Annotated in this window: 2 protein-coding genes; both read left to right on the forward strand. The window is 60.8% G+C overall.

Annotation, left to right across the window (positions count from 1 at the left end; translation table 11 throughout):
• On the forward strand, positions 1 to 254 hold a 254-nt coding region (locus tag EN939_RS36845), incomplete at its 5' end, for a DUF1638 domain-containing protein (RefSeq protein WP_127272113.1).
• Between the two features lie 114 nt (positions 255 to 368).
• The coding region (locus EN939_RS36850) for a DUF4893 domain-containing protein (protein ID WP_127272115.1) at positions 369 to 665 on the forward strand (297 nt) is incomplete at its 3' end.

Here is a 665-nt window from a genome sequence, read left to right on the forward strand (position 1 = left end):
ACATGACCGACTTCCTCTGCCGGCAGTTCGACGCCTTCTTCATGAAACCGCTCGGCCTCGACAAGCACCCGGAGTTGATCAAGGACTATTTCGGCAACTACGAGAAGCTGATCTATCTGGCCCAGACCAATGATCCGGAACTCGACAAGGTCGCCGAAAAGGCAGCCAGAATGCTTGGTCTCGTCTATGAACGCCGCGCAACCGGCTATGGCGACCTGACGGCCGGAATGGCGCAGGCGGCAGCACACGCCTGAAGCAATTCCTGACCCCGCCATGCTCTAACCCTGGGTGACAGGCCGCCGAGAACGGGTAAGTTGTGCGCCACAAGGCAACAGGCCCTCCAGCCATTCGAACGTGGAAACACACTGATGACCCCTCGCCTCTTGATAGCCGCACTCGGTCTCCTCTGTTTCGCCCTGCCCGCTCATGCCGATGGCGAGGTACAGAAACTCATCACCCCGGCCGACAAGAAGCGGCTCGACAATTATGGCGAGACGCGCAAGGCGGCGCTTGCCGAGGCGAAAGCTGGAGATGCGGCCGAGGTCAAGCAACTCGACGCCTTGCTGGCAAAACCGCTGGTGGCCTTTTCCGACAAGGACCTGACCGGCAGTTGGCGGTGCCGCACCATCAAGGCCGGCGGGTCTTTGCCGCTCGTCATCTATGGC

The organism is Mesorhizobium sp. M7A.F.Ca.CA.002.05.1.1, from assembly GCF_003998335.1.
Lineage (GTDB): Bacteria > Pseudomonadota > Alphaproteobacteria > Rhizobiales > Rhizobiaceae > Mesorhizobium.